The following is a 22966-nucleotide window of genomic DNA, read 5'->3' on the forward strand; positions in this document are numbered from 1 at the left end:
CCTCACTCCTACAAGGGAATCGCGTATTGGGCCGGGAGCCTAGCAGACGGTCGGTCTCGGTGACAGCTTGCGTGATTGAAAAGGTCTGGTAGAATCCGCGGCCTAATTACGTGCGGTATTCAACAATAGTGTTGGGTGGCGGCACGCTAGCCTGAGGAATACACCATGAAAGCCGAAATTCACCCGAATTACCCAGAAATCGCTGTTACCTGCTCGTGCGGTAACAAGTTCGAAACTCGTTCGACCTACGGCAAAGCCCTGGCGATCGACGTTTGCAACGAATGCCACCCGTTCTACACCGGTAAGCAGAAGACTCTGGATACCGGCGGCCGTGTGCAGAAGTTCGCAGACCGTTTCGCTACTTTCGGCGTCGGCAAAAAAGCCTGAGGCTGATCATTTTGGAAAGTCGTTTCGGCTTCTCCAGACTGATGAAAAAGGCGTCCCTCGCGGGCGCCTTTTTTGTGTCTGCGATTTGGCTATCCGGCGCTCAGGCCTTTTGCCCGGCGCCCGCGGGGCTGACCAGCGTCACGGTGCAGCGCGTGGTCGATGGCGACACGCTGCGCCTGAGCGACGGTCGCAGCGTGCGGATGATCGGCCTCAACACGCCTGAACTGGGCAAGCAGGGCCGCAGCGACGAACCGTTTGCTGTAGCCGCACGCAAACGCCTGCAAGCGCTGGTTGATGCCAGTGACGGACGCGTCGGTTTACTGCCCGGCAAGCAAGCCAAAGACCATTACGGGCGTACGCTCGCGCATATTTACAGCACCAGCGGCGCCAATCTCGAAGCGCAAATGCTCGCCGATGGCCTCGGTTTCCAGGTCGCGGTTGCGCCGAATGTCGATCTTGTTGCCTGTCAGCAAGCCGCCGAACGTAGTGCGCGAAAGGCCGGGCTGGGCCTCTGGCGGCAATCACCTGTACTGAAAGCGGAGCAGATCCAGCGCTCGGGTTTCGCCGTGATCAGTGGACGTGTGAGCAAGGTTCAGCGCAATCGTGGCGGAATCTGGATCGAGTTGCAGGACTCGCTTGTATTGCGCGTTGCTCCCAATCTGGTCGGACAATTTGACAATGCCCGGTTGCAGGCGTTGAAAGGCAAGCAGATCGAGGCTCGCGGCTGGATCGTTGATCGTTCCCGGCGCGGTGGATTGCAATCCGGCCAGTCGCGCTGGCTGCTTCCGTTGACGGATCCTTCGATGTTGCAAACGCCGCGCTGAAGAAAAATTGTAGACATTTTTTCTGTCGATTGTGAACAGTCCAGCCCTTGTGCGCCGTGGCTCTTGGCCCAAAGTCGTAGGGCAGGGCGCTTGACAGGGGTGACCGCTCAGTCTTGTGGGGACTTTGCGAGGCGCGTATCCTCGCTGACCAGTCTGTCCAACAGTAAAAAGCGGAATGCCAAAATGTCTGATCTGAAAACTGCCGCTCTCGAATATCATGCCAATCCTCGTCCAGGGAAGCTGAGTGTCGAGCTCACCAAGGCCACTGCTACCGCTCGCGACTTGTCGCTGGCCTACAGCCCCGGCGTAGCTGAACCAGTGCGTGAGATCGCTCGCGATCCTGAACTGGCCTACAAATACACCGGCAAGGGCAACCTGGTTGCAGTCATTTCCGATGGCACCGCGATTCTCGGTCTGGGCAACCTCGGCCCATTGGCTTCCAAGCCAGTAATGGAAGGTAAAGGCGTACTGTTCAAGCGCTTCGCCGGCATCGACGTTTTCGACATCGAAGTCGACTCCGAAAGCCCGCAAGCCTTCATCGATACCGTAAAACGCATCTCCATCACTTTCGGTGGTATCAACCTGGAAGACATCAAGGCGCCAGAGTGCTTTGAGATCGAACGCGCTCTGATCGAACAGTGCGACATTCCGGTGTTCCACGATGACCAGCACGGCACTGCGATCGTGACTGCTGCGGGCATGATCAACGCCCTGGAAATCGCTGGCAAAACCCTGCCGGAAGCCAAGATTGTTTGCCTGGGCGCCGGCGCTGCGGCCATCTCCTGCATGAAACTGCTGGTGAGCATGGGTGCACGCATCGAAAACATCTTCATGGTTGACCGTACCGGCGTGATCCACTCCGGCCGTGACGACCTGAACCAGTACAAAGCAGTATTCGCTCACGCCACCGACAAGCGCAGCCTGGCTGACGCACTGGCAGGCGCTGACGTGTTCGTCGGTCTGTCCGGCCCGAACCTGCTGAGCGCTGAAGGCCTGCTGTCGATGGCGGCCAACCCGATCGTGTTCGCCTGCTCGAACCCGGATCCGGAAATCTCCCCGGAGCTGGCGCACGCTACCCGTAGCGACGTGATCATGGCTACCGGCCGTTCGGACTACCCGAACCAGGTCAACAACGTACTGGGCTTCCCGTTCATCTTCCGTGGTGCTCTGGACGTTCGCGCCAAGCGCATCAACGAAGAAATGAAAGTGGCGGCCGCCAATGCCCTGCGTGAACTGGCCAAGCTGCCTGTTCCACAGGACGTGTGCGATGCCTACGGTGGCGCGCCGCTGGAATTCGGCCGTGAGTACATCATTCCGAAGCCAATGGACAAGCGCCTGATCACCCTGATCTCCGACGCTGTGGCCAAAGCCGCAATCGAGACCGGTGTGGCCACTCTGCCGTATCCGAAGAACTACCCGCTGAAAAGCGTGGATGACGTGTTCAACGGCTAAGCCGTTGTAGCGCTTCAAACGAAAGCCCCGGCTCGTGAGAGTCGGGGCTTTTTTGTTTTTGGGAATTTTCAGGATCGCATTTCATATCAACAAGGGCCCTCACCCTAACCCTCTCCCAGGGGGAGAGGGGACTGATTGGGGGATGCTTGCGAGCTACGCCGACCTGAACGTATTGTTTTGAATCCATAGGCGCTGATGCACTTTCAGGTCGGTGTAACTTGCGAATCTCTCGCGGTCGGTCCCCTCTCCCTCCGGGAGAGGGCTAGGGTGAGGGGCTCTTGATCTTCAGGCAATAAAAAGCCCCGCACTTCAACCGAAGGCGGGGCTTTTCAATGAAGCTGGATCAGAACAGATCGATTGGCGCCTGCTCATCCGCTGGCAGCGGGCTGCCCGGTACGGCGCCATTACCCAGCTCATTCACCGACGGCGGCGTGTCTTCAGACTTGAACAGCTCGAAATACGCGCCTGGCGTGCTCGGCGTCGCCGCTCGGCCACTGACCGGGTCCACGCGCAGGCTCAGCAAACCTTCCGGCTCAGGCTGCACGTGCGGCGGCTTGTCCTTCAGCGCAGCCGACATGTAGTTCATCCAGATCGGCAGCGCCACAGTGCCGCCGAACTCGCGACGACCGAGGCTCTCCGGCTGGTCAAAGCCAGTCCACACGGTGGTCACGTAATCGGCGTTGTAACCAGAGAACCACGCGTCTTTCGATTCGTTGGTGGTACCGGTTTTACCGGCGATATCGCTGCGGCCCATGGCCAACGCGCGACGGCCGGTGCCAAGCTTGATCACGTCCTGCAACATGCTGTTGAGGATGTAGGTGGTGCGGCCATCGACAATTCGCTCGGCCACTGCCGGTGTTTGCGGCACGGCCGTGCTGCCCGGCACTTCGCCGGCAACCGGTGTGGCGTTGACCGTAAACGAATCGGTGTGCGGTGCGGCGATACCGTCCGTCGCCGAACCGCCCTGAGGCACGGTTGGCGGGTTGGCGACGAACAGCGTGTCGCCATTACGGCTTTCGATCTTGTCGATGATGTACGGGGTGATCTTGTAACCGCCGTTGGCGAACGTACTCCAACCGGTCGCAATTTCCATTGGTGTCAGCGTCGCGGTACCCAGCGCCAGTGACAGGTTGGGCGGCAGATCCTGCTTGTTGAAGCCGAAACGGGTGATGTAGTCGATGGTCTTGCCTACGCCCATCGCCTGCAACAAGCGAATCGACACCAGGTTGCGCGACTTGTACAGCGCCTCACGCAAACGGATCGGGCCGAGGAAGGTGTTGGTGTCGTTCTTCGGGCGCCAGACCTTGTCCAGGTACTCGTCGACGAACACGATCGGCGCATCGTTGACCAGCGTGGCAGCGGTGTAGCCGCTATCCAGCGCGGCGCTGTAGACGAACGGCTTGAAGCTCGAGCCCGGCTGACGCTTGGCCTGCATCGCACGGTTGTAGTTGCTCTGTTCGAAGGCGAAGCCGCCGACCAGCGAGCGAATCGCGCCGTTCTGCGGATCCAGCGACACCAGCGCACCTTGCGCCTGCGGGATCTGGCTGAACTTCAGTGAATTGTCTTTCTGACGCTGCACGCGAACCAGATCACCGACCGCCGCGACATCCGACGGCTGGCGCGGATTGGCGCCCATGCTGTTGGTGTTGAGGAACGGTCGTGCCCATTTCATGGTGTCCCAGGCGACGTGTTCTTCGCCGGTGCGGGTCAGCACCTGCAGGCCGTTCTTGTCGACCTGGGTGACGATGGCCGGCTCGAGGCTGCTGATGGTGCGCTGCTTGGTCAGTTCGTTGGCCCAGGCCTCACGGGTCTTGCCCGGCAGGCGCGATTCGGGGCCACGGTAGCCGTGACGCTGGTCGTAGGTCATCAAACCTTCGTGCAGCGCGGTGTTGGCCATTTCCTGCAGGTTGCTCGGCACCGTGGTGGTGACGCGGAAACCTTCGGTGTAAGCGTCGCTGCCATAACGGCCGACCATCTCGGCACGGGCCATTTCAGCGATATACGGTGCATTCACTTCCGGGGTCGGCACGTGATAGCTGGCGTTCAGCGGCTCATTGATCGCAGCGGTGTAGTCGGCTTCGCTGATCTTGCCGAGCTTGTACATGCGCCCTAGGATCCAGTCGCGGCGTTCTTTGCTGCGTGCCGGGTTGGCCAGGGGGTTGAAGCGCGACGGGGCTTTCGGCAGGCCGGCGATCATCGCCATCTGCGCCAGGCTGACATCACGGATCGACTTGCCGTAATACACCTGCGCCGCCGCTTCGATGCCATAGGCGCGGTTGCCCAGATAGATCTTGTTCACGTACAGCTCAAGGATTTCATCCTTGGTCAGCTGCCGCTCGATCTGCAGGGCCAGAAGAATTTCGGTGGTTTTGCGCGAGAAGCTGCGTTCGCTGGTCAGGAAGAAGTTCTTCGCTACCTGCATGGTGATGGTGCTGCCGCCGGACTGAATGTGTCCGCTTTTGACCAGTTGGGTCGCGGCGCGCATCAGGCTGCTCGGATCGACGCCATAGTGGTTGGCGAAATTGTCGTCTTCAGCACTTAGTAACGCATTAATGAAATTGGGGGGAATGTCGGCGAAACGGATCGGTGTACGGCGCATTTCGCCAAATTCGGCGATCAACTTGTTGTCGCTGGAGTAGACCCGCAGTGGAATCTGCAACTGAATGCTTCGCAGAGCCTCCACAGAAGGCAAACCCGGACTAAGGTAAAGAAACGCGCCGCTGAGACCTAAAAGCAGTCCGCAGAAAACGGCGACGATGGACCAACCGAAAAATTTCAGCAGACGAATCAAGGCTTTTGGACATCCAGTGCAAAGAATGAATTTGGCGACGGGGCTCCGGCTACACACAGAGCCATCCGCGCTTGCAGTAAAAAGCGGAAAAAAACGCTGGGCATTATAAGCACTTTTCTGCTGGGGGCGTCATTTGCGCTTCTGTCAAGACGGGGTGAAGGAACGCAATGCGTATTACAGAGTCCGTAACTCACGGAAAGTCATAGGGAATTGGTAGTGCTGGGACTCTTCAATAAAAAGGCCAATACGTTACTGGGGATCGACATCAGTTCCACGTCAGTGAAGCTGCTGGAACTGAGCCGTCAGGGTGATCGCTACCGGGTCGAGGCGTATGCGGTAGAGCCATTGCCAGTCAACGCCGTGGTCGAAAAGAACATCGCCGAGCTTGAAGGCGTCGGTCAGGCCCTGAGCCGTTTACTGGTCAAGGCGCGCACCGGGCTCAAGAGCGTGGCAGTCGCAGTGGCCGGTTCCGCCGTGATCACCAAGATCATCGAGATGGACGCCGGGCTGTCCGACGACGAGCTGGAAAACCAGCTCAAGATCGAGGCCGATCAGTACATTCCCTACCCGCTGGACGAAGTCGCCATCGATTTCGAAGTCCAGGGCGTGTCACCGCGCAACCCTGAGCGGGTCAACGTGTTGCTCGCTGCCTGTCGCAAGGAAAACGTCGAAGTCCGCGAAGCGGCGCTGGCTCTGGCCGGGCTGACTGCACGGGTGGTCGACGTCGAAGCCTATGCGCTGGAGCGCTCGTTCGGCTTGCTGGCCACGCAACTGGCGGCGTCTCAGGAGCGTCTGACTGTCGCGGTGGTCGACATCGGCGCGACCATGACCACGCTCAGCGTCCTGCACAATGGCAAGATCATCTATACCCGCGAGCAATTGTTCGGCGGCCGGCAACTGACCGAGGAAATCCAGCGCCGCTATGGCCTGACCCTCGAACAAGCGGGGCTGGCGAAAAAACAGGGTGGCCTGCCCGATGATTACATCAGCGAGGTCTTGCAACCGTTTCGCGAGGCGCTGGTGCAGCAAGTGTCGCGCTCGCTGCAGTTCTTCTTCGCCTCGGGGCAATACAACGCGGTCGATCACATTCTGCTGGCCGGCGGCACGGCTTCAGTGCCCGGGCTGGATCGGCTGATCGAGCAGCGCCTGAGCACACCGACACAAGTAGCCAACCCGTTTGCCAACATGGCCTTGAGCAGCAAAGTCAACGCCGGGGCTTTGGCCAGCGACGCGCCGGCGCTGATGATCGCCTGCGGGCTCGCGCTCAGGAGTTTCGACTGATGGCGCGGATCAACCTCCTACCCTGGCGCGAGGAACGTCGCGAAGAGCGGCGCAAGCGCTTTCTGCTGGCCTTGATCGGCGTGTTGGCCGGCTCGGTCGGTGCGGTGCTCATCGCCGATCAGATCATCAGTGCGGCGATTGAGCAGCAAGTGGCGCGCAACGACTACATCGCCAAACAGATCGCCGTGGTCGACGAACGGATCAAGCAGATCAGTGAACTCAAGGCGCGCCGTCAGCAACTGGTCGAGCGCATGCGCATCATCCAGGACTTGCAGGGCAACCGGCAGATCAGCGGGCGCATCTTCGATCAACTGGCGCGCACGCTGCCGGACGGGGTGTATTTCACCGATGTGAAGATGGTCGGCAAAACCCTGTCGATCAGTGGCGCTGCGGAATCGAACAACCGGGTCTCGGACCTGATGCGCAATCTGGAGGCTTCCGACTGGTTCGACGCACCGAGCCTCAACGAGGTGAAGGCGACGACTGCAGGGCAGGTGGATCAGGCCAACACCTTTGAGCTGACGGTACGACAGACCCAGCCCCGCACCGTGGAGGACGAGCAATGAAGCCGTCCGAATGGCTGGAAAGTCTGCGCGACATCGATTTCAACGACCTCGATACCAGCAACATCGGCTCATGGCCGGCAGCAGTGAAAGCCATCGCCGGGGCGCTGTTGATGGTGTTGGTCCTGGCGCTCGGTTATAACTTTTTCATCAGTGACCTGGAAAACCAGCTCGAAGCCAAGCGCGAGGAAGAAGCCACGCTCAAGGAGCAGTTCGCCAGCAAGGCACGCCTTTCGGCCAACCTTGAGTTGTACACCCAACAAATGAAGGAGATGGAAAACACCTTTGGCGTGCTGTTGCGCCAATTGCCCAGTGACACCGAAGTGCCGGGCCTGCTCGAAGACATCACCCGCACGGGGCTGGGCAGCGGCCTGGAGTTCGAAGAGATCAAACTGCTGCCGGAGGTCACCCAGCAGTTTTACATCGAGCTGCCGATCCAGATCACCGTCACCGGTGCCTATCACGACCTTGCGACCTTCGTCAGTGGCGTGGCCGGGCTGCCACGCATTGTCACCTTGCACGATTTCGAGCTCGCGCCGGCCGATAAAGAGGGTGGGCCGAAGCTGCGCATGAGCATCCTTGCCAAGACCTACCGGTATAACGACAAGGGGCTGCAGAAATGAGCCCGATTCGCTACATCGCGTTGTCGATGACGCTGCTCGCGCTGAACGGTTGTGGTGGCAGCAATGACTTCAGCGATCTTGATGCCTACCTGAATGAAGTACGCCTGCGCCCGGCAGGCAAAATTGAACCAACCCCGACATTCCGGTCTTACCCGACATTCACTTACAGCGCAGCCAACCTGCGCAGTCCGTTCTCGCGCCAGGTGCGGGTTGATCTGGCCGGGCAGAAACAAGGCTCACGCAACGTCAAGCCCGATCCCAATCGGGTCAAGCAGTACCTCGAAGGTTTCAACATCGAGCAGTTCGAGATGGTCGGCACGATCTCCAATGTTTCCGGCTCCTTTGCGCTGTTGCGCGGGGCGGGCGGGGTGCATCGGCTGAAAGTCGGCGATTACCTGGGGCGCAATGACGGCCGCATCGTCGCTATCAGCGCCACCCAGGTCGATGTCGTCGAAATCGTCCCCGACGGCGAAGGCGCCTGGCTGGAGCGTCCGCGCACCATTCCTTTGAAAGAGCACTCATAGTGGAAGTCGAACAATGAACAGGATTTTCTCCACCCTCGGTTTTTCGCTATGGATAGCGCTGATGTCGCCGATGGTACTCGCGGCCAATCTGAAGACGCTGGACGTGGCGGCGTTGCCGGGTGATCGCGTCGAGCTGAAGTTGTCGTTCGACGGCCCGCCACCACAGCCCAAGGGCTACACCACCGAATCGCCGGCGCGGATTGCGCTGGACCTGCCCGGTGTCGCCAGTCAGTTGGCCAGCAAGAACCTCGATCTGGGCAGTGGCAATGCGCGCACCGCCACTGTGGTTGAGGCCAAGGAGCGCACGCGGCTGATTGTCAGCCTGACGCAATTGGCGCCTTACACCACGCGGGTCGAAGGCAATAACCTGTTCGTGGTGGTCGGTCAGGGCGCACCGGCAACTGCGTCGCGCCCTGCAGCCGTTGCGCCCCGCACTACGGCCAAAGCGGCCGCACCCGCCAAGGCCTTTGTGCCGAAAAGCCGGGCGATTCGCGGTGTGGACTTCCAGCGTGGTACGGCGGGGGAAGGCAATGTGGTCATCGACCTGTCCGACCCGACCATTGCTCCGGATATCCAGGAGCATGACGGCAAGATCATCCTCAGCTTCGCCCGTACGCAGTTGCCGGACAAGTTGCGGGTACGCCTCGACGTCAAGGATTTCGCCACTCCGGTGCAGTTCGTCAATGCCGGAGTAACCGCTGATCGCACAGTCATTACCGTTGAACCCAGTGGCACCTACGAGTACTCCACCTTCCAGACCGACAACAAACTGACCGTCAGCATCCGCCCGATGACTGTCGATGACCTGCAAAAGCGTAACGCTGACCGCCAGGCGTACGTCGGCGAAAAGCTCTCGCTGAACTTCCAGGACATTGACGTGCGCTCGGTGCTGCAACTGATCGCCGACTTCACCAACCTCAATCTGGTTGCCAGCGACACGGTGCAGGGTGGCATCACCTTGCGCCTGCAAAATGTGCCGTGGGATCAGGCCCTGGATCTGGTGTTGAAAACCAAGGGCCTGGATAAGCGCAAGATCGGTAATGTGCTGCTAGTGGCTCCGGCAGATGAAATCGCTGCCCGCGAGCGTCAGGAACTGGAGTCGCAGAAGCAGATCGCCGAACTGGCGCCGTTGCGTCGTGAGTTGCTGCAAGTGAATTACGCCAAAGCCGCGGACATCGCCAAGCTGTTCCAGTCGGTGACCAGTGCCGAGGCGAAAATCGACGAGCGCGGTTCGATTACCGTCGACGAGCGGACCAACAACATCATTGCCTACCAGACTCAGGATCGCCTCGACGAACTGCGGCGGATCGTGGCACAGCTGGATATTCCGGTGCGTCAGGTGATGATCGAAGCGCGGATTGTCGAGGCCAACGTTGATTACGACAAAAGTCTGGGCGTGCGCTGGGGCGGTTCGATCCAGAACAAGGGCAACTGGAACACCTCGGGCGTGAGCAACGGCACATCGTCGACCATCGGTACGCCGGGCAGCACCAGCACCAACTCGCCGTTCGTCGACATGGGCACGGTGGGCAATACCTCAGGGATCGGCATCGCCTTCATCACCGACAACGTGCTCCTCGATCTCGAGCTGACCGCGATGGAGAAGACCGGTAACGGCGAAATCGTCTCGCAGCCGAAGGTGGTCACCTCCGACAAGGAAACCGCAAAAATCCTCAAAGGCACCGAGATTCCGTATCAGGAAGCCAGTTCCAGCGGCGCGACGTCGGTGTCGTTCAAGGAAGCCTCGCTGTCACTGGAAGTCACCCCGCAGATCACCCCCGATAACCGCATCATCATGGAGGTCAAGGTCACCAAGGACGAACCGGATTACCTGAACAAAGTGCAGGATGTGCCGCCGATCAAGAAAAACGAGGTCAACGCCAAGGTGCTGGTCAACGACGGCGAAACCATCGTGATTGGGGGCGTTTTCTCAAATACTCAAAGCAAGGTCGTAGATAAGGTGCCATTTCTTGGCGATGTGCCGTATCTTGGCCGCCTTTTCCGGCGTGATGTGGTATCGGAGAAAAAATCCGAGCTGCTGGTATTTCTCACACCACGTATCATGAATAACCAGGCGATTGCTGTGAGTCGTTGATTCTGTGCGAAATTTGATTCTTGTAGGACCGATGGGTGCTGGCAAAAGCACCATCGGCCGGTTACTGGCCAAAGAGCTGCGCCTGCCGTTCAAAGATTCCGACAAGGAAATTGAATTGCGCACGGGCGCCAATATCCCGTGGATCTTCGACAAGGAAGGCGAACCCGGCTTTCGTGACCGTGAGCAGGCGATGATCGCCGAGCTGTGCGCGTTCGATGGCGTGGTGCTGGCGACCGGCGGTGGCGCAGTCATGCGCGATGCCAATCGCAAGGCCCTGCATGAGGGTGGGCGAGTGGTGTATCTGCATGCCTCTGTGGAGCAGCAGGTCGGCCGCACGTCGCGCGACCGCAACCGGCCGTTGCTGCGTACCGCCAATCCGGAAAAAACCCTGCGTGATCTGCTGGCGATCCGCGATCCGCTTTATCGGGAAATTGCCGATCTGGTGGTGGAAACCGACGAGCGGCCGCCACGTATGGTGGTGCTCGACATTCTCGATCGTCTGGCGCAGCTTCCTCCCCGTTAAAGCATCGCTCGAAATGCGCTATCCTCGGCGTCCTGTCACAGTCCGCCGAGGTTGTGGCGGATGGCGTGCGAGCGGCGTCATACGCGCTATAGGCCGCAGACAACCAATAATTCAGGGCAGGACGCCTGCTTCCATCTTCACTGTGGGGACACATGCAGACACTCAAGGTCGATCTAGGCGAGCGCAGCTACCCGATTCATATTGGCGAAGGTTTGTTGGATCAGCCCGAGCTGCTGGCTCCGCATATCCATGGGCGGCAGGTGGCAATCATCTCCAACGAGACCGTTGCGCCGCTCTATCTTGAACGTCTGACCCGCAGCCTGGCGCAGTTCTCGGTGATCTCCGTGGTGCTGCCGGACGGCGAAGCCTTCAAGAACTGGGAAACCCTGCAACTGATCTTCGACGGCCTGCTGACTGCCCGTCATGACCGCCGCACCACCGTGATCGCCTTGGGCGGCGGTGTGATCGGCGACATGGCCGGTTTTGCCGCTGCCTGTTACCAGCGCGGCGTCGACTTCATCCAGATTCCTACCACCCTGCTGTCCCAGGTCGATTCTTCGGTGGGCGGCAAGACCGGTATCAACCATCCACTGGGCAAGAACATGGTCGGCGCGTTCTACCAGCCGAACGTGGTGCTGATCGATACGGCGTCCCTGAAAACCCTGCCAGAGCGCGAACTGTCTGCCGGTCTGGCCGAAGTCATCAAGTACGGGCTGATCTGCGACGAGCCGTTCCTGACCTGGCTCGAAGAAAACGTCGATGCCCTGCGCGCGCTGGATCAGAAAGCCCTGACTTACGCGATCGAGCGCTCTTGCGCGGCCAAGGCTGCGGTCGTTGGCGCCGATGAGAAAGAAACCGGGGTACGTGCCACGCTCAACCTCGGCCACACTTTCGGCCACGCCATCGAGACCCACATGGGCTATGGTGTCTGGTTGCACGGGGAAGCGGTCGCGGCTGGCACCGTGATGGCGCTGGAGATGTCCGCGCGTCTGGGCTGGATCAGTGACGAGGAGCGTGATCGCGGTATTCGTCTGTTCCAGCGCGCCGGCTTGCCAGTGGTGCCGCCGACTGAAATGACCGAAGCCGATTTTCTTCAACACATGGCAATCGACAAAAAAGTGATCGACGGTCGTCTGCGCCTGGTGCTGCTGCGCCGGATGGGCGAAGCGGTAGTGACCGACGATTATCCGAAAGAGGTTCTACAGGCCACGCTGGGAGCGGATTACCGCGCCCTGGCTCAGCTTAAAGGTTGAAAAGATTCCAATGACTAGTTTGCATGCCGACGAGGCGTTCCTCGGCCATTTCCAGTTAAGTCACGACCCGTTCGCGCCACGCGTGCCGGGCTTCAAGTTCTTCCCGGCCCAGCGCAAACCGGTGCTGGGTCAACTGCATCATCTGGCGCGTTACAGCCAGTTGCTGCTGGTGGTCACCGGCCCGCAAGGCAGCGGCAAAACCTTGCTGCGTCAGGCGCTGGTCGCCAGCACCAACAAACAGTCGGTGCAGAGCGTGGTGGTTTCCGCCCGTGGTGCCGGTGATGCCGCTGGCGTGCTGCGCCAGGTGGCGCAGGCGCTGAACGTCGCTCAGGCCGAAGTTGGCGCGATTCTCGATCAAGTGGTGCAACTCGCACTGACCGGCCAGGAAGTCTATCTGTTGGTGGACGACGCTGAGCAACTCGACGAGTCCGCTCTCGAAGCGCTGATGGCGCTGGGTGCCGGCGCACCGGAAGGTCGCCCGCATGTGTTCCTGTTCGGTGAGTCGTCGCTGATCGCTCAGCTCGAGGCGTTGCACCTTGAGGAAGAGCGTTTCCATGTCATCGAGCTGCAGCCGTACACCGAAGAAGAAACCCGCGAATATCTCGACCAACGGCTCGAAGGTGCCGGCCGGGGTGTCGAACTTTTCACCGCGGATCAGATCTCTGATATTCACGAAAGTGCCGAGGGTTGGCCGGGCAATATCAACCAGGTCGCTCGCGATGCTCTGATCGAAGTCATGATTGCCAGCCGCTCTGCGGTCAAGCGTCCAAGTATGGGGTTCAACATGCCGAAGAAACACGTATTGGCGATTTCCGCCGTCGTTGTGGTCGCGGTCGCCGCCGCCTGGTTGATGCCGGGTCGCAACAAGGCGCCAACCACCGGCGCTCCTGCCAATGAACAGGCACAGTTGCCTTTGGGGCAGGGTGCCAATGGCGGCGCACCGAACGTCGAGTTCGCCGGCAATACGCAACCGATGCCGTTGCCGCTGGTCGGTAACTCGCAACCGGTCATGCGCGGCCCGTTGGCCGAGGCGGCTGGCGGTATTACCGAAGGCGACGATGGCGTGCCGCTGGAAGGTTCCAGCGCGACTCCGCCGACCGTGACCACTTCCGCGCCACCGGCGGGCGTTCCGGCCGGTCCCGCGCCGACACCGGTTCCGTTGCCGGCCGCCAAACCGACTCCTGCTCCTGCTCAGGTTGCCACCGCCAAGCCTGCTCCGGCCGCGCCAGTGGCCAAACCGGCTCCAGCGCCAGCCAAACCAGTCGCTGCTGCGAAACCGGCCGAGAAGCCGGTGACCGTTGCCAAAGCCGCCGGTGGCAGCTGGTACGCCGGTCAGCCGACCGGCAACTACGTGGTGCAGATCCTCGGCACCAGCTCTGAAGCGGCAGCGCAAAACTTCGTCAAAGAGCAGGGCGGCGAGTACCGTTATTTCAAGAAAGTGCTCAACGGCAAGCCTCTCTATGTGATCACCTACGGCAACTTCGCCAATCGTGATGCAGCCGTTTCTGCCATCAAGGCCTTGCCAGCGAAGGTTCAGGCTGGTAAACCTTGGCCTCGCACTGTCGCCAGCGTCCAACAGGAACTGGCAACAACTCGCTGAAGATTCGGCGGCCTTACCCAGGCCGCCTCTCCAAGCACCTCAAAATTTCTACGAGTGCGCGCCGTCTCTACAGACCGCGTGCCTTGTGGTGTCTGCGTTACAGTAGTCTTTGAGTCGTTGCAGTCAAAATTAAAAAAGTTTTGACTAGCACAGCAGATCGCTTTAAACCTTTCACAAATGCGACATGAATTTGCGACATTTCGTCGTCAAATTTGTGAGCCTCTGTGTCGCTGTGTACAATGACCACCCTTTTGCCCCCGCCAAGCCGGCGTACGTTCGGCGCAGGACGCAAGTGGTTGAATTGAAAAGAAATTTGCCTCGAAAAGAGGCAGCCTGGTGAGAAAGTGTCTATGAAAGCAGGTCTGTACCAACCAGATGAATTCAAGGATAACTGCGGTTTCGGCCTGATAGCCCACATGCAGGGCGAGCCCAGTCATACCCTTTTGCAAACGGCCATCGAGGCCCTGACCTGCATGACCCACCGCGGTGGGATTAATGCCGACGGCAAGACCGGTGACGGTTGCGGTCTGCTGATTCAAAAACCTGATGCGTTCCTGCGCGCCATTGCCCAGGAAACCTTCAGCGTCGAGTTGCCCAAGCAATACGCGGTGGGCATGGTCTTCTTCAACCAGGATCCGGCCAAGGCCGAAGCCGCTCGCGAGAACATGAACCGCGAGATCCTTGCTGAAGGCCTGCAGCTGATCGGCTGGCGCAAAGTGCCGATCGACACCAGCGTCCTCGGTCGCCTGGCCCTTGAGCGTCTGCCGCAAATCGAGCAGGTGTACATCGGCGGCGAAGGCCTGAGCGATCAGGACATGGCCGTGAAGTTGTTCAGTGCACGTCGTCGTTCGTCGGTGGCCAACGCCGTCGACTCCGACCACTACATTTGCAGCTTTTCGCACAAGACCATCATCTATAAAGGCCTGATGATGCCGGCTGATCTGGCGGCGTTCTATCCAGATTTGAGTGACGAGCGCCTGCAAACCGCGATCTGCGTGTTCCACCAGCGCTTCTCCACCAACACCCTGCCGAAATGGCCGCTGGCCCAGCCATTCCGCTTCCTCGCCCACAACGGCGAGATCAACACCATTACCGGTAACCGTAACTGGGCGCAGGCCCGTCGGACCAAGTTCACCAACGATCTGATGGATCTGGAAGAACTCGGCCCGCTGGTCAACCGTGTCGGTTCCGACTCCTCGAGCATGGACAACATGCTCGAACTGATGGTCACCGGTGGCATCGACCTGTTCCGTGGCGTGCGGATGATCATTCCGCCTGCGTGGCAGAACGTCGAAACCATGGACCCGGATCTGCGTGCGTTCTACGAGTACAACTCGATGCACATGGAACCGTGGGACGGCCCGGCCGGAGTGGTCATGACCGACGGTCGCTACGCGGTGTGCCTGCTCGACCGTAACGGTCTGCGCCCGGCACGCTGGGTCACCACCACCAACGGTTTCATCACCCTCGCGTCGGAAATCGGCGTGTGGGACTACAAGCCTGAAGACGTGATTGCCAAAGGCCGTGTCGGCCCTGGCCAGATCTTCGCCGTGGACACCGAAACCGGGCAGATCCTCGACACCGATGCGATCGACAACCGTCTGAAGTCCCGTCATCCGTACAAGCAATGGCTGCGCAAGAATGCCCTGCGCATTCAGGCGACCATGGAAGACAACGACCACGGTTCGGCGTTTTACGACGTCGATCAGCTCAAGCAATACATGAAGATGTATCAGGTCACGTTCGAAGAGCGCGATCAGGTCCTGCGTCCGCTCGGCGAGCAAGGCTACGAAGCCGTTGGCTCGATGGGCGATGACACGCCGATGGCCGTGCTCTCGCAACGTGTGCGCACGCCGTACGACTATTTCCGTCAGCAGTTCGCGCAGGTCACCAACCCGCCGATCGACCCGCTGCGTGAAGCGATCGTGATGTCGCTGGAAATCTGCCTTGGTGCCGAGCGCAACATTTTCCAGGAGTCGCCGGAGCATGCTTCGCGCGTGATCCTCAGCTCGCCGGTGATCTCGCCGGCCAAGTGGCGCTCGCTGATGAACCTCGACCGCCCGGGTTTCGAGCGGCAGATCATCGACCTCAACTACGACGAAAGCGTTGGCCTCGAAGCGGCGATCCGCAACGTTGCCGATCAGGCTGAAGAAGCCGTGCGCGCCGGTCGTACCCAGATCGTTCTGAGCGACCGCCATATTGCCCCGGGCAAACTGCCGATCCACGCATCCTTGGCGACCGGTGCGGTGCACCACCGTCTGACCGAAAAAGGCCTGCGTTGCGATTCCAACATCCTTGTTGAAACCGCAACCGCCCGTGACCCGCATCACTTTGCGGTGCTGATCGGCTTCGGCGCCTCGGCGGTCTATCCGTTCCTGGCCTACGAAGTGCTGGGCGACCTGATCCGTACCGGTGAAGTGCTGGGCGACCTCTACGAGGTGTTCAAGAACTACCGCAAGGGCATCACCAAAGGTCTGCTGAAAATCCTGTCGAAGATGGGCATTTCGACCATCGCTTCGTACCGTGGTGCGCAGCTGTTCGAGGCCATTGGCCTGTCCGAAGAAGTCTGCGACCTGAGCTTCCGTGGCGTGCCGAGCCGCATCAAAGGTGCGCGTTTCGTCGACATCGAAGCCGAACAGAAAGCGCTCGCCAGCGAAGCCTGGAGTCCGCGCAAGCCGATCCAGCAGGGTGGTCTGCTGAAGTTCGTCCACGGTGGCGAATATCACGCGTACAACCCGGACGTGGTCAACACCCTGCAAGCCGCCGTGCAGCAGGGCGACTACGCCAAGTTCAAGGAATACACCTCGCTGGTGGACAACCGTCCGGTGTCGATGATCCGCGATCTGTTCAAGGTCAAGACCCTCGACACGCCGCTGGACATCAGTGAAATCGAACCGCTGGAATCGGTGCTCAAGCGCTTTGACTCCGCCGGTATCTCGCTGGGCGCCTTGTCGCCGGAAGCTCACGAAGCCCTGGCCGAAGCCATGAACCGCCTCGGTGCGCGTTCCAACTCCGGCGAAGGTGGTGAAGACCCGGCGCGATACGGCACCATCAAGAGCTCGAAAATCAAGCAGGTCGCCACTGGCCGTTTCGGCGTAACCCCGGAATACCTGGTCAACGCCGAAGTGCTGCAGATCAAGGTTGCGCAAGGCGCCAAGCCGGGTGAGGGCGGGCAACTGCCGGGCGGTAAAGTGAACGGGCTGATCGCCAAACTGCGTTACGCAGTGCCGGGCGTGACCTTGATTTCGCCACCGCCGCACCACGACATCTACTCGATCGAAGACTTGTCGCAGCTGATTTTCGACCTGAAGCAGGTCAACCCGAAGGCACTGGTTTCGGTGAAATTGGTAGCTGAAGCAGGCGTCGGCACCATCGCCGCTGGTGTGGCCAAGGCCTATGCGGACTTGATCACTATCTCCGGCTACGACGGTGGCACCGGTGCTTCGCCGCTGACTTCGATCAAGTACGCCGGCGCACCGTGGGAACTCGGCCTCGCCGAAACTCACCAGACCCTGCGCGGCAACGACCTGCGCGGCAAAGTCCGGGTGCAGACCGACGGCGGCCTGAAAACCGGCCTCGACGTGATCAAGGCTGCAATCCTCGGCGCTGAAAGCTTCGGCTTCGGTACTGCGCCAATGATCGCGCTGGGTTGCAAGTACCTGCGTATCTGCCACCTGAACAACTGCGCCACCGGCGTTGCGACGCAGAACGAGAAGCTGCGCAAGGATCACTACATCGGTACCGTCGACATGGTGGTGAATTTCTTCACCTACGTCGCCGAGGAAACCCGTGAGTGGCTGGCCAAGCTCGGCGTACGCTCCCTCGAAGAGCTGATCGGTCGTACCGATCTGCTGGAAACCCTCGAAGGCCAGACCGCCAAGCAGAACCACCTGGATCTGACGCCGCTGTTGGGCAGCGATCACATCCCGGCAGACAAACCGCAGTTCTGCGGTGTTGAGCGCAACCCGCCGTTCGACCAAGGTTTGCTGGCCGAGAAAATGGTCGAGATGGCCTCGTCGGCGATCAACGACATGAGCGGCGCCGAGTTCGATCTGGACATCTGCAACTGCGACCGTTCGATCGGCGCGCGGATCTCCGGCGAAATCGCCCGCAAGCATGGCAACCAAGGGATGGCGAAAGCGCCGATCACCTTCCGCTTCAAGGGCACGGCGGGCCAGAGCTTCGGCGTGTGGAACGCCGGCGGTCTGAACATGTACCTCGAAGGCGACGCCAACGACTACGTCGGCAAAGGCATGACCGGTGGCAAGCTGACCATCGTGCCGCCGAAGGGCAGCGTTTACAAAACTCAGGAAAGCGCCATCATCGGCAACACCTGTCTGTACGGCGCCACTGGCGGCAAGTTGTTCGCCGCCGGCACCGCAGGCGAGCGTTTCGCCGTGCGTAACTCCGGTGCCCACACGGTTGTGGAAGGCACTGGCGATCACTGCTGTGAGTACATGACCGGTGGTTTTGTCTGCGTGCTGGGCAAGACCGGTTACAACTTCGGCTCTGGCATGACCGGTGGTTTCGCCTACGTGCTCGATCAGGACAACACCTTCGTTGACCGGGTCAACCACGAACTGGTGGAAATCCAGCGGATCAGCGGCGAGGCGATGGAAGCCTATCGCAGCCACCTGCAAAACGTGCTGAACGAGTACGTCGCGGAAACCGATAGCGAGTGGGGTCGTGAACTCGCCGAAAACCTCGATGACTACCTGCGCCGTTTCTGGCTGGTCAAGCCCAAGGCTGCCAACCTGAAATCGTTGCTTTCCAGCACTCGTGCCAACCCGCAGTGATATGCGCCTGAAGAGTTTGATGAGGTTTTAACAATGGCTGAACGTCTGAATAACGACTTCCAGTTCATCGATGTCGGGCGCAAAGATCCGAAGAAGAAACTGTTGCGTCAACGCAAGAAAGAGTTCGTCGAAATCTACGAACCGTTCAAACCCCAGCAGTCGGCCGATCAGGCCCACCGCTGTCTGGGTTGCGGCAACCCGTATTGCGAATGGAAGTGCCCGGTGCACAACTTCATTCCGAACTGGCTGAAGCTGGTGGCCGAAGGCAACATCCTTCAGGCGGCCGAACTGTCGCACCAGACCAACACCCTGCCGGAAGTCTGCGGCCGGGTGTGCCCGCAGGATCGTCTGTGCGAGGGTGCCTGCACCCTTAACGACGGCTTCGGCGCGGTGACCATCGGTTCGGTCGAGAAGTACATCACCGACACCGCGTTCGCCATGGGCTGGCGCCCGGACATGTCCAAGGTCAAACCGACCGGCAAACGTGTCGCCATCATCGGTGCGGGCCCGGCGGGTCTGGGTTGTGCCGACGTACTGGTACGCGGCGGCGTGACCCCGGTGGTGTTCGACAAGAACCCGGAAATCGGTGGCTTGCTGACCTTCGGCATCCCCGAGTTCAAGCTTGAGAAGAGCGTGCTGAGCAATCGTCGCGAAGTCTTCACCGGCATGGGCATCGAGTTCCGTCTGAACACCGAAGTCGGCAAGGACGTGACCATGGAACAACTGCTCGCCGAATACGATGCGGTGTTCATGGGCATGGGCACCTACACCTACATGAAGGGCGGTTTTGCCGGTGAGGATCTGCCGGGCGTTTATGACGCGCTGGACTTCCTCATCGCCAACGTCAATCGCAACCTGGGCTTTGAAAAGTCGCCGGAAGATTTCGTCGACATGAAAGGCAAAAAGGTTGTGGTACTCGGCGGCGGCGACACGGCGATGGACTGCAACCGCACGTCGATCCGTCAGGGCGCCAAGTCGGTGACCTGCGCTTATCGTCGTGACGAAGCGAACATGCCCGGCTCGCGCAAAGAGGTGAAGAACGCCAAGGAAGAAGGCGTGAAATTCCTCTACAACCGCCAGCCGATCGCTATCGTCGGTGAAGACAAGGTCGAAGGCGTCAAAGTGGTCGAGACCCGTCTCGGCGAACCGGACGCCCGTGGCCGTCGCAGCCCTGAACCGATCCCGGGTTCCGAAGAGATCATCCCGGCTGATGCCGTGGTTATTGCCTTCGGTTTCCGTCCGAGCCCGGCGCCATGGTTTGAACAGTTCGAAATCCAGACCGACAGCCAGGGCCGCGTTGTTGCGCCTGAGCAAGGTCAGTACAAGCACCAGACCAGCAACCCGAAAATCTTTGCCGGTGGCGACATGGTGCGCGGCTCCGACCTGGTGGTGACGGCGATCTTCGAAGGCCGCAACGCCGCCGAAGGGATCCTCGATTACCTGGGCGTCTGAACAAGCGACGCAATTCCCTGTAGGAGTGAGCCTGCTCGCGATGACGGTAGATCAGTCACCTGATGCATTGACTGAAGCACCGCTATCGCGAGCAGGCTCACTCCTACAGTTGTTTTGTGGTGCTGCAAAATCAGCATTCCAACGCAATAAATTGACCCGATAGACAAAAGGCTGACCTGCATCCGTGCCTTTTGCGCCGCGCTCTGAGAAAATGCCCGCACTTTTTTTCCGGATGCCGACATGACTGCCCTGAAGAACGACCGTTTCCTCCGCGCCCTGCTCAAGCAACCCGTTGACGTCACCCCGGTGTGGATGATGCGCCAGGCCGGCCGCTACCTGCCGGAATACCGCGCCAGCCGTGCCCACGCCGGCGATTTCATGAGCCTGTGCATGAATCCGGAATTCGCCTGCGAAGTCACGATGCAACCGCTCGACCGCTATCCACAACTGGACGCGGCGATCCTGTTTTCCGACATCCTCACCATCCCCGATGCCATGGGCCAAGGCCTGTACTTCGAGACCGGTGAAGGCCCGCGCTTCAAAAAAGTCGTCAGCACCCTGGCTGACATCGAGGCCCTGCCGATCCCTGATCCGCACAAAGACCTCGGCTATGTGATGGACGCAGTCAGCACCATTCGTCGCGAGCTCAACGGTCGCGTGCCGCTGATCGGTTTCTCCGGCAGCCCGTGGACCCTGGCGACCTATATGGTCGAAGGCGGCTCGTCAAAAGACTTCCGCAAGACCAAAGCGATGCTCTACGACAATCCACAAGCCATGCACCTGTTGCTGGATAAACTGGCGCAATCGGTGACCTCGTACCTCAACGGCCAGATCATGGCCGGTGCACAAGCGGTGCAGATCTTTGACACCTGGGGCGGCAACCTGTCGGCGGCGGCGTACCAGGAGTTCTCGCTGGCCTACATGAAGAAAATCGTCAGCGGCCTGATCCGCGAACACGACGGTCGCAAGGTGCCGGTGATCCTCTTCACCAAAAACGGCGGCCTGTGGCTGGAAAGCATCGCCGAGGCTGGTGCCGACGCACTGGGCCTGGACTGGACCTGCGACATCGGCAACGCCCGCGCCCGTGTTGGCGACAAGGTTGCCCTGCAAGGCAACATGGACCCAACTGTGCTCTACGCAAAACCGGAAGCGATCCGTACTGAAGTCGGGCGCATTCTGGCGAGCTACGGCAAGGGCAGCGGTCATGTGTTCAACCTCGGCCATGGCATCACGCCTGAGGTTGATCCGGAGCACGCGGGCGCCTTCCTGCGCGCGGTGCATGAGCTGTCGGCGCAGTATCACGAGTGATCGCCACACCATAAAAAACGCCCGGCTAAATGCCGGGCGTTTTTGTTTCCACGATTCAACGTCGTACGCAGATCAATTGTAGGAGTGAGCCTGCTCGCGATAGCGGTGAGCCAGTCGACCGATGTGTTGGCTGACACACCGCTATCGCGAGCAGGCTCACTCCTACAGGGTTTTGTCTCAGGCCTTAACACCCTGCAACGGCGGCAACTTCGCCAGTTTCAACGCCACCAATAGCGCGATCAGCAACAACGCTCCGATAAACAAGCCAATCCCGTTCCAGCCGCCCAGATGCCAGAACACCCCGCCCGCCGTGCCGGCAATGCTCGACCCGGCGTAATAACTGAACAGGTACAACGACGACGCCTGTCCCTTGGCCTTGGTCGCGCGACGGCCGATCCAGCTGCTCGCCACCGAATGCGCGCCAAAGAAGCCAAAGGTGAAAATCAACATGCCGACAATCACCAGCAGCAGCGGCGTAAACATCGTCAAGGCAAGGCCGGCAAACATCAGCGCAATGGTCGCCCACAAGACTTTGCGTCGCCCCAGTTTATCGGCGAGCGAACCGATCTTCGCCGAGCTGTAGATCCCTGACAGATACACCACCGACAACAATCCGACGAACACCTGATCAAGGTTGTACGGCGCAGCCAGCAAGCGATAACCGATGTAGTTGAACAGCGTGACAAACGCGCCCATCAACACGAACGCTTCAAGAAACAGTAGCGGCAGCCCGGCATCGCGAAAGTGCATGGTGAAGCCGTCGAGCAGGCTGCGCGGGTGCAGCGAGCGTGAACGGAAGTTGCGCGACTCCGGAAGGATCTTCCAGAACACCGCTGCGGCAATCATCGCCAGACCGCCGATCACCAGCATCGCCGTGTGCCAGCTGACAAAATCGATCAGCACACCGGTGATCAAGCGCCCGCTCATACCACCAATCGCGTTGCCGCCGATGTACAAACCCATCGCCAGGCCAATGTGTTGCGGGTGGATTTCTTCACTCAGATAGGTCATCGCCACCGCTGCCAGACCGCTCAACGACAGCCCGATCAGCGCACGCATGAACAGCACGCCTTCCCAGCTCGGCATCATCGCGCTGGCCATGGTGCACAGCGCCGCTGCGAACAGCGCGGTCACCATCACCGGTTTGCGCCCGATCCGATCGGAAATCGGCCCGGTGATCAGCAGGCCGATGGCGAGCATGCCGGTGGCCACCGAAAGGATCAGGCTGCTCTGCGCGGCGTTGATTCCGTACTCGTGGGACAACAGCGGCATCATTGGCTGCACGCAATACAGCAGGGCAAACGTCGCGAAGCCGCCGCTGAACAGCGCCAGCACCGTGCGCATGAACATCGGCGTGCCTTTTTCGATGTAGATCTCTTGCAGCTCGGCGACGACATCGTCCGCTGCGGCGGGCGGGACTTCATGGGCAAGGGGCGCGACAGCAGTTTTCACTTCAGACCTCGGAGGGCACGGCCAGGCAGGCAATGAAAAAAT

Annotated in this window: 16 protein-coding genes; 14 read left to right on the forward strand and 2 right to left on the reverse strand. The window is 60.0% G+C overall.

Going from position 1 to position 22966, the window contains the following annotated elements; all coding sequences use genetic code 11:
* Positions 1 to 165 precede the first annotated feature (165 nt).
* The 3 genes from rpmE (at position 166) to H8F23_RS22560 (ending at position 2663) form a co-directional block, all read left to right on the forward strand.
* A complete protein-coding gene (rpmE, locus tag H8F23_RS22550) occupies positions 166 to 387 on the forward strand; it encodes a 50S ribosomal protein L31 (RefSeq protein ID WP_016772055.1) in 222 nt (73 codons plus the stop codon).
* Between the two features lie 41 nt (positions 388 to 428).
* On the forward strand, positions 429 to 1211 hold the full coding sequence (locus H8F23_RS22555; protein ID WP_194935818.1) for a thermonuclease family protein: 783 nt from the start codon (positions 429 to 431) through the stop codon (positions 1209 to 1211).
* Between the two features lie 183 nt (positions 1212 to 1394).
* Positions 1395 to 2663, forward strand: coding sequence for a malic enzyme-like NAD(P)-binding protein (locus tag H8F23_RS22560; protein WP_064117089.1), 1269 nt, complete (start codon positions 1395 to 1397; stop codon positions 2661 to 2663).
* A gap of 343 nt (positions 2664 to 3006) precedes the next feature.
* Here the strand turns inward: H8F23_RS22560 and H8F23_RS22565 are convergent, their stop codons facing one another.
* Positions 3007 to 5451 (reverse strand): penicillin-binding protein 1A, encoded by a 2445-nt coding sequence (locus H8F23_RS22565; protein WP_407692566.1) that lies wholly within the window; start codon positions 5449 to 5451, stop codon positions 3007 to 3009.
* 219 nt (positions 5452 to 5670) lie between these two features.
* Between H8F23_RS22565 and H8F23_RS22570 the strand changes: the two genes are divergently transcribed.
* The 11 genes from H8F23_RS22570 to hemE all read left to right on the forward strand — a co-directional run bounded on the left by H8F23_RS22570 (position 5671) and on the right by hemE (position 21472).
* A complete protein-coding gene (locus tag H8F23_RS22570; protein ID WP_093430076.1) occupies positions 5671 to 6735 on the forward strand; it encodes a pilus assembly protein PilM in 1065 nt (354 codons plus the stop codon).
* A complete protein-coding gene (locus tag H8F23_RS22575; protein WP_194935820.1) occupies positions 6735 to 7301 on the forward strand; it encodes a PilN domain-containing protein in 567 nt (188 codons plus the stop codon). Before H8F23_RS22570 ends, H8F23_RS22575 begins: the two co-directional genes overlap by 1 nt.
* A complete protein-coding gene (pilO, locus tag H8F23_RS22580; RefSeq protein WP_099757776.1) occupies positions 7298 to 7921 on the forward strand; it encodes a type 4a pilus biogenesis protein PilO in 624 nt (207 codons plus the stop codon). The genes H8F23_RS22575 and pilO overlap by 4 nt, the downstream gene beginning before the upstream one ends.
* Positions 7918 to 8445: a pilus assembly protein PilP gene (locus H8F23_RS22585; RefSeq protein WP_194935821.1), complete on the forward strand. Its 528-nt coding sequence runs from the start codon at positions 7918 to 7920 to the stop codon at positions 8443 to 8445. Before pilO ends, H8F23_RS22585 begins: the two co-directional genes overlap by 4 nt.
* Positions 8446 to 8458: 13 nt before the next feature.
* Positions 8459 to 10540, forward strand: coding sequence for a type IV pilus secretin PilQ family protein (pilQ, locus tag H8F23_RS22590; protein WP_194935822.1), 2082 nt, complete (start codon positions 8459 to 8461; stop codon positions 10538 to 10540).
* Between the two features lie 4 nt (positions 10541 to 10544).
* Positions 10545 to 11063, forward strand: coding sequence for a shikimate kinase AroK (aroK, locus tag H8F23_RS22595; protein WP_011332081.1), 519 nt, complete (start codon positions 10545 to 10547; stop codon positions 11061 to 11063).
* Positions 11064 to 11215: 152 nt separating this feature from the next.
* Positions 11216 to 12316, forward strand: a complete 1101-nt coding sequence (aroB, locus tag H8F23_RS22600; protein ID WP_093430081.1) for a 3-dehydroquinate synthase — start codon at positions 11216 to 11218, stop codon at positions 12314 to 12316.
* A 10-nt stretch (positions 12317 to 12326) separates the two neighbouring features.
* Positions 12327 to 13916, forward strand: a complete 1590-nt coding sequence (locus H8F23_RS22605) for an AAA family ATPase (RefSeq protein WP_194935823.1) — start codon at positions 12327 to 12329, stop codon at positions 13914 to 13916.
* Between the two features lie 350 nt (positions 13917 to 14266).
* Positions 14267 to 18712 (forward strand): glutamate synthase large subunit, encoded by a 4446-nt coding sequence (gene gltB / locus H8F23_RS22610; protein WP_194935824.1) that lies wholly within the window; start codon positions 14267 to 14269, stop codon positions 18710 to 18712.
* A gap of 33 nt (positions 18713 to 18745) precedes the next feature.
* Positions 18746 to 20164, forward strand: coding sequence for an FAD-dependent oxidoreductase (locus H8F23_RS22615; RefSeq protein ID WP_003220910.1), 1419 nt, complete (start codon positions 18746 to 18748; stop codon positions 20162 to 20164).
* A 240-nt stretch (positions 20165 to 20404) separates the two neighbouring features.
* Positions 20405 to 21472 carry a uroporphyrinogen decarboxylase gene (gene hemE, locus H8F23_RS22620; RefSeq protein WP_100846503.1) on the forward strand — a complete coding sequence of 356 codons (1068 nt, stop codon included), beginning with the start codon at positions 20405 to 20407 and terminating at the stop codon, positions 21470 to 21472.
* A gap of 177 nt (positions 21473 to 21649) precedes the next feature.
* Here the strand turns inward: hemE and H8F23_RS22625 are convergent, their stop codons facing one another.
* Positions 21650 to 22924, reverse strand: coding sequence for an MFS transporter (locus H8F23_RS22625; RefSeq protein ID WP_194935825.1), 1275 nt, complete (start codon positions 22922 to 22924; stop codon positions 21650 to 21652).
* Positions 22925 to 22966: the final 42 nt, after the last annotated feature.

It is taken from the genome of Pseudomonas neuropathica (genome assembly GCF_015461835.1).
GTDB lineage: Bacteria > Pseudomonadota > Gammaproteobacteria > Pseudomonadales > Pseudomonadaceae > Aquipseudomonas > Aquipseudomonas neuropathica.

What these genes read in the sequence shown, in the direction of transcription:
- pilQ (WP_194935822.1), top strand. Translation starts at nt 8,459, where the DNA reads ATGAACAGGATTTTCTCCACCCTCGGTTTTTCGCTATGGATAGCGCTG.
- pilO (WP_099757776.1), top strand. Translation starts at nt 7,298, where the DNA reads ATGAAGCCGTCCGAATGGCTGGAAAGTCTGCGCGACATCGATTTCAAC.
- gltB (WP_194935824.1), top strand. Translation starts at nt 14,267, where the DNA reads ATGAAAGCAGGTCTGTACCAACCAGATGAATTCAAGGATAACTGCGGT.
- aroB (WP_093430081.1), top strand. Translation starts at nt 11,216, where the DNA reads ATGCAGACACTCAAGGTCGATCTAGGCGAGCGCAGCTACCCGATTCAT.
- H8F23_RS22555 (WP_194935818.1), top strand. Translation starts at nt 429, where the DNA reads ATGAAAAAGGCGTCCCTCGCGGGCGCCTTTTTTGTGTCTGCGATTTGG.
- H8F23_RS22615 (WP_003220910.1), top strand. Translation starts at nt 18,746, where the DNA reads ATGGCTGAACGTCTGAATAACGACTTCCAGTTCATCGATGTCGGGCGC.
- hemE (WP_100846503.1), top strand. Translation starts at nt 20,405, where the DNA reads ATGACTGCCCTGAAGAACGACCGTTTCCTCCGCGCCCTGCTCAAGCAA.
- H8F23_RS22585 (WP_194935821.1), top strand. Translation starts at nt 7,918, where the DNA reads ATGAGCCCGATTCGCTACATCGCGTTGTCGATGACGCTGCTCGCGCTG.
- H8F23_RS22605 (WP_194935823.1), top strand. Translation starts at nt 12,327, where the DNA reads ATGACTAGTTTGCATGCCGACGAGGCGTTCCTCGGCCATTTCCAGTTA.
- H8F23_RS22575 (WP_194935820.1), top strand. Translation starts at nt 6,735, where the DNA reads ATGGCGCGGATCAACCTCCTACCCTGGCGCGAGGAACGTCGCGAAGAG.
- rpmE (WP_016772055.1), top strand. Translation starts at nt 166, where the DNA reads ATGAAAGCCGAAATTCACCCGAATTACCCAGAAATCGCTGTTACCTGC.
- H8F23_RS22560 (WP_064117089.1), top strand. Translation starts at nt 1,395, where the DNA reads ATGTCTGATCTGAAAACTGCCGCTCTCGAATATCATGCCAATCCTCGT.